This is a genomic window from Candidatus Proelusimicrobium excrementi, assembly GCF_937881865.1.
Taxonomy (GTDB): domain Bacteria; phylum Elusimicrobiota; class Elusimicrobia; order Elusimicrobiales; family Elusimicrobiaceae; genus Proelusimicrobium; species Proelusimicrobium excrementi.
Map to the genome: position 1 here is coordinate 1 of NZ_CALGEO010000155.1, position 6220 is coordinate 6220.

4 protein-coding genes and 1 pseudogene are annotated in these 6220 nt (G+C 46.7%); 3 read left to right on the forward strand and 2 right to left on the reverse strand.

Translation table 11 applies throughout. The features are described 5' to 3' along the window. Positions 1-483, forward strand: a 483-nt coding sequence (locus tag ACQY26_RS06940) for a tyrosine-type recombinase/integrase (protein ID WP_428048415.1), incomplete at its 5' end; no start/stop codon positions are given. A 398-nt stretch (positions 484-881) separates the two neighbouring features. After that, on the forward strand, positions 882-1277 hold the full coding sequence (locus ACQY26_RS06945) for a carbonic anhydrase (RefSeq protein WP_428048416.1): 396 nt from the start codon (positions 882-884) through the stop codon (positions 1275-1277). 130 nt (positions 1278-1407) lie between these two features. On the opposite strand, the gene ACQY26_RS06950 is transcribed toward ACQY26_RS06945, so the two are convergent. Together ACQY26_RS06950 and ACQY26_RS06955 are read right to left on the reverse strand one after the other, a co-directional pair. Next, complete coding sequence (locus ACQY26_RS06950) at positions 1408-1923, reverse strand: peptidylprolyl isomerase (protein WP_428048418.1); 516 nt, start codon at positions 1921-1923, stop codon at positions 1408-1410. Positions 1924-2121: 198 nt separating this feature from the next. Continuing rightward, on the reverse strand, positions 2122-5547 hold the full coding sequence (locus tag ACQY26_RS06955; RefSeq protein ID WP_428048417.1) for an acyl-[ACP]--phospholipid O-acyltransferase: 3426 nt from the start codon (positions 5545-5547) through the stop codon (positions 2122-2124). A gap of 154 nt (positions 5548-5701) precedes the next feature. On the opposite strand from ACQY26_RS06955, the pseudogene ACQY26_RS06960 reads away from it, so the two are divergent. Continuing rightward, positions 5702-6220 (forward strand): annotated as a pseudogene (locus ACQY26_RS06960) (hypothetical protein); the annotation flags it as partial.

Below are 6220 nucleotides of genomic sequence, written 5' to 3' on the forward strand. Positions count from 1 at the left end.
CAGCAAACCGTCATCCTTTTAGGTTCTCAGGCGGGCTTGCGCCGCGGGGAAATGGCAAATCTTATGTGGAGCGACCTTAATTTTAAAAAGGCACTTTTATCCATAACACCTAAAGAAAATTGGCATCCTAAAGATTTTGAAGTCCGCCACATTCCTTTAAGTAAGCAGTTATTAAAGCATTTGCAGGCCTTAAAAGCGCAGGCACAAGGCGTTTATGTTTTGGCCAAGCAGAACGGCCGCCCGTATTCCGCGGACGAAATCACAACGCTTTTCGCGCGTTTTTTAAAGGAAGAAGAAATCAGTATTGAAGGCAATGTGCATAAACTGCGCCACACTTTTGCAAGTTTGATAATGCAAAACGGGGGCAACCTGTACGATTTAAGTAAACTAATGGGCCACAGCAGTATCAAAATGACAGAAAAATACAGCCATTTAGGCAAGATAAAAACGGAAACGACCATAGACCGCCTGCCAGTTTTATAGCGGCTTTGGTGTGGCCGTTGGTGTGGCTGTTGTTAGTGGAAATTAATATTTTTTACTTTCGCTAATTTCTTCATTTCACCCGACGGAAAATAACCATTTTAGCCCTTATTTCCTCAGCAAAACTCTTTCCGTCTAAACCCTCCTATCCGAGGAGCCAGATTTGAAAGCCCGCTTTAAAGCGGGCTTTTTTATTGTCTAAAGAAAACCACCGGCCGGGCCGGGGAATATTTATTAATTCTGAGAAAACTCTTAGGGCGCAAACCCTGTTTTTCTAAGATTTAAACGACGACACGTCAGGGCCGGCGGGCTTTTCTCCGCCAAAAGAGGACGGGCAGAGGCAGATTTTCCCCCTCGGCGGCTTTTAGCGGGAAAGAAAGAAAGAAAAGTATAATATTTCTATGCAATCTTACAAAAATCTTATAGAAGGCTATTTGGAATTTAAAAAGGATTCCGCGCTTAAAAAGGAATTTTACGCGCATTTGCACCTGGGGCAGAATGCGGAAGTTTTAATAATTTCCTGCTGTGATTCCCGCGTGGTGCCCAATATAATAATGAAAGCCGAACCGGGCGAAATTTTTATAACCCGCAATATCGCCGCACTTGTGCCGCCCTACGACGAAAGCCACACTTCTTATCACGCCACCAGCGCGGCGATTGAATATGCCGTAAAAGGGCTTAAAGTAAAGCATATAATCATTATGGGGCACACAAAATGCGGAGGTATAGAATCCTTTCCCCTTCGTCAAGCAGGCCGCAGAGGAAGGAAAGCTTCAAACCCATGCCATGCTTTTTGACATTAAAGAATGCGCCCTAAGCGAATATAACCCCGCTTCAGGCGAATTTGAAGAAATAAACTGATATTTGCCGACATATAAAAACCGCCCAAGCTTAAAGCCGGGGCGGTTTTTGCTTTTATAAACTTATTTATTTTGCCGGTTTATAATCTTTTAAGACTTCGGCCTTTTCTATAACTACCGGCTGTACGGGCACGTCGTCATGAGGGAACTTCCTCGTGGTAGGTACGTTTTCTATTGCGTCCACCACGTTTTCCCCGGCAACAACCTTGCCGAACACCGCGTAGCCCCAGCCCTGCATAGTTTGAGAGCGGAAGTTAAGGAAGTCATTATCATTGCTGTTGATAAAGAACTGGGCCGTGGCGGAATCAGGATCGGAAGTGCGGGCCATGGCAATGGTATATTTATCGTTTTTAAGGCCGTTGTCGGCTTCGTTCATAATCGGGGAGCGAGTCTGCAGCTGATTCATATCGGGGTTAAAACCGCCGCCCTGAATCATAAAGCCCTTTATTACGCGGTGGAAAATGGTGCCGTTATAATGGCCGTCGTTTACGTATTTGACGAAGTTCTCCACCGTCTGAGGGGCTTTCTCCGCGTTAAGCTCAAGGACGATATCCCCTTTATTTGTTTTTAAAAGTACGTACATGTCTTTCTCCTGTTTGTTTGTATTTTCGGCGGTGTTTTTGGCCGGGGCTTTTACTTCCTTTTGGGGAACTTCCTTCTGCGCGCAAGCGCAAAGCCCGCCGGCAATCAAAGCCAGAGCGAAAATCATTTTAAAGTTATTAAACATTTTTACCTCCGTTTTATCATTATATATATTTTGACGTGCGGGACCGGCAGAAAATTATTTCCCGTCCGCGGCGGCCATTTCTTCCAAAGCGACGTAGTTAACTTTGCCGGTGCCCATTAACGGCAAATTTTCCATTACGTTAATGCGTTTGGGAACCCAAAGTTCGCTAAATCCCTCACAGCGGAAATAATCTTGTATATCCGCGGTTTTTGCGGAAGGATTAGTGGTGTAAGCGACAAGCTGTTCGCCGCGCTTCGGGTCCAAAGCGCGCACCACGGCGTGCATATAATCCGGCCAAAGCTTGGCAATGGCCGTTTCAACCGCGCTTAAGGAAACCATTTCCCCCGCTATTTTGGCAAAACGCTTTGCTCTGCCTTTTATGGTTATAAAACCCTCGTCGTCAAATTCCACAATGTCGCCGGTATCGTACCAGCCGCCTTCGGGCTTTTGTATTACGCCGGGTGTATCTTCTTTAAGATAACCCAGCATTACGTTATCGCCCTTCACCCAAAGCCGTCCGCCTTCTTCAATGCCGGGCACTTTTTCCAGGCGGTATTCCAAACCCGGGAAGAGCCTTCCGACGGTGCCGCGCTTAAAATACATCGGCGTGGTAAAGGATATCCCCGGGGACATTTCAGTCGCCCCGTAAGCCTCAAGTATTCTTATACCGAACTTTTCCGACCATAATTTAAACGTGTCGTCTTTCAGCTTTTCCGCGCCGACGGCTGCGTATCTTAAACTGTAAAAGTCATAAGGGTGGGCGGTTCTGCCGTATGCGTTAAGGAAAGTATCCGTACCGAAAATTACGGTGGCGTTTCTGTCGTAAACGAGCTCCGGCACGATTTTATAGTGCAGCGGAGAAGGATACAAAAACACGGATGCGCCGTTTAAAAGCGGCATAAACAAGCCGCAGACCAAGCCGAAAGAATGGAACATCGGCAAAGCGTTGAAGAATTTATCTTCCAGCCCGTAGGAAATTAAACTTGAAAGTTGGCATCGGTTGGCGTTGATGTTTCTGTGGCTTAAAGCCACGCCCTTGGGCACGCCCTCGGAGCCGCTGGTAAAGAGAACAACCGCGGGAGCGTCGGCGTCTTGGTTTCTGCAGGCTCTTTTGTAAGCGAAATAGGGAAAGTTGGATTTAACCAAAGCCTTAATTTTGTCAAACGCGGTTACCGTTTTTTGTATATCTTCAAGGTAAACCATTTTTACGCCGGCTTTTTCCATAGCGTCGCGGACATTTTCCAAACCGCCTTTTGCGATAAACAGTTTAGACGTAATTACCGTTTTTAACGCGGCGGAGCGGCAGGCCGAAAGAATATTTTTAACTCCCGAAGAGAAATTTATCATCGCCGGCACTCTGCCGTAAGCCATAAGGCCGAAAATAGTCAAAGCGCAGGCGTTCATATTTGGCAGCAAAACGCCGACGTTTTCCCCCTCTTCCGTAAATGCCGAGAACTTTTTGCCCAAGAGAAAAGAACCCGTAAGCAAAGTGGAAAAACTTACGCCTTTGCGGTTGACGTCTTCCAGCGCGCGAAGCCCGCGCCCGGCGAAGTCTGAAGCCTCTATAAGCGCGCGGAAGAGCGTTATATCCAAATTTGAGCTTTGATAGCGCATATTCGTCATCAAATCATAGACTTTGTCCTCGGCTTTGTATCTTCTCTCTCGGCTCTTAAGGTGCGTGGGCAAATCAAGCTTTACGGCCGGCATAATGTTCAAGGAAAACTCAACATCCGGTCTGTGGCGCAGCTTGCGCCCGAAATAGGCAAAACGGGAGTACTGGGTTCCCTGCACGAAAAGCGGAAGTATCTTCGCGCCGCTCTTTTCCGCTATCATGGCCGGGCCGGGGTAAATCTTCATTACGCCGCCGGTGGTGGAAATTCTGCCCTCCGGGAAGATTATCACTTTGCGGCCTTTTTTAACTTCGTCTATAATCGTTTTGACCGACATGGCGTTTGTCGGATCCACCGGATAATGTTTTATAAAACGCAGAAAGAACTTTACCCAAAACCTTTTGGCTATGGTTCCGTCTACGACAAAAGCGATGTCATCGGGCAAAAAAGCCGCCATTATAAGCGGGTCCAGGAAGGAATTGTTATTGGCTATTATCAAAGTTCTGCCGCCGGCGGCGCGGTAATTTTCCATACCTTTGACTTTTATCGAATAAAGCGAATTTAAAATAAAAAACAAAGCGGAACGCAAAACGTAATCCGGCAGTAGTTTGCATATATAAACCGCGCCCGCTATGTTAAGCGCGGCCAATATAAAAATAATCAGCGGAGTGCCAAAGCCCATTCCCAAAAGGGCCATACTGCACAGCCCGGCCAAAAGCAAAGCGCAGGCGTTGAAGAAAGTGCTTGCGCCGAAAACCCGCCCACGTCTGGAAGAAGAAGACAAAACCTGAAGAAGACTCGTCATCGGCACTATATAAAGCCCCGCGCAAAGCGATATAAGGCAGATGTCGAAAGAGATTCTTATCCCGCCGAAAGTGGAAATAAAAGTTTTAAAGCCTATTACTTCCATTGAGCTCTGCGCGCCTAATATCGCCCAGGATAAATCAAGCATGCCCAAAGACATGGCTATCATGCTCAAAGGAACGTATTTAACGCTGACCGACGCCTTTAAAAGCTTGCGGCACAAAAGCGCGCCCAGCGCAACGCTGCACGTAAAAATGGCCAGCAAATAGTTTAAAGCTTTATCATCGGCATGCAAAATATTTTTAGAAAGATCCGGCAGCTGGGAAAGGAATATGGCCCCCAAAACCCAAAACCAAGCTATGGCAAGCATACAAAGGAACAGGTTTTTCTCTTTAAAAAACAGGACGGCGGTTTCGTAAAGGCTTTTAAAAATATTCAAGTCCACAGTAAGTTCTTTGTCGGAACCTTCCCTTTTTGTTATAAAACACGCCGCGGCATACCCCGCCAAAGAAACAGCAATCATCGCCGGGCAGGCCACGTTAAGGCCCAAGCTGGGGCTTTTGGCGAACAACAAGCCCAAAAGCGTACCGGTCAAAATGGAAACGTAACGCCCCGCCTCCATAAGGCTGTTGGCGTAAACCAGCTGTTCCCTGCGTACTATTTGCGGTATTACCGCATATTTTACCGGGTTAAGGAAAACCCCTTGCATACCGAGGATAAAAATCACTCCGATTAAAAACAAAGGGCTCTTTATATAAAACCCGAACGCCGCCAGGAAAGCCGTAAACACTTCCGTAAGCTTTACCGCGCGAATAAGCTTCGCTTTTGAAAGTTTATCGGCAAGCTGTCCGCTTAATCCAGAAAAAACAAAAAACGGCAGCATATAAAAAACCAAAGCCGCCGTTATGTAAGAGCTGTATTGCCTGTAAGTGAAATCGTTGAGATTAAAAGCTATAAAAGCGGCGAAAGCCGTCCTAAGCATATTATCCCCGAAGGCCCCTGCCGAGCAAGCCCAAAACAAAGCCATAAAATCTTTTTTGACGAAAACGTTTAATAGTTTTTTCACGCAGCCTCCATAACTGTATATATTAAATTGTATAAAATAAAAAGCTTATAATTTCCCCTTTACGCGTACGGGGTGGAATTTTATGGAAATAAATGTTAGACTGCTTGTTACCGGCGGCACTTAAGATTTATTACTTACTACGGAGCGTTTATTTATGAGAATGTTAGACATTATTATAAAAAAAAGAAACGGTTTGCCTTTAACCCAGGAGGAATTTACCTTTATAGCCCAAGGCGCGGCTAAAGGTACCGTCCCGGATTATCAGCTTTCCGCTTTTTTAATGGCGGCTTTCGCCAATCCTTTAAGCGACAAAGAAACAGCCATGTTCACCAAAGCCATGGCGGCCTCCGGCGACAGACTGGAATTTAAAAACATCAAAGCCCCCAAAACCGGCGGCGTAGGCGACGGTATTTCCATACCGCTGGCCCCGCTTGTAGCCTGCGCGGGCGTTGCCGTGCCGATGATGTCCGGGCGCGGGCTCGGCCATACCGGCGGTACTCTTGACAAGCTTGAATCCATAAAAGGTTTCAACGTAAGGACCCCTGTAAAACAAATATATAAACAAGTTAAAGAAATAGGCGTATGTATGTTCGGGCAGACGGCGGATCTTGCGCCCGCGGATAAAAAATTATATTCCCTGCGCGACGCGACCGGCACGGTGGAAAGCCGCCCG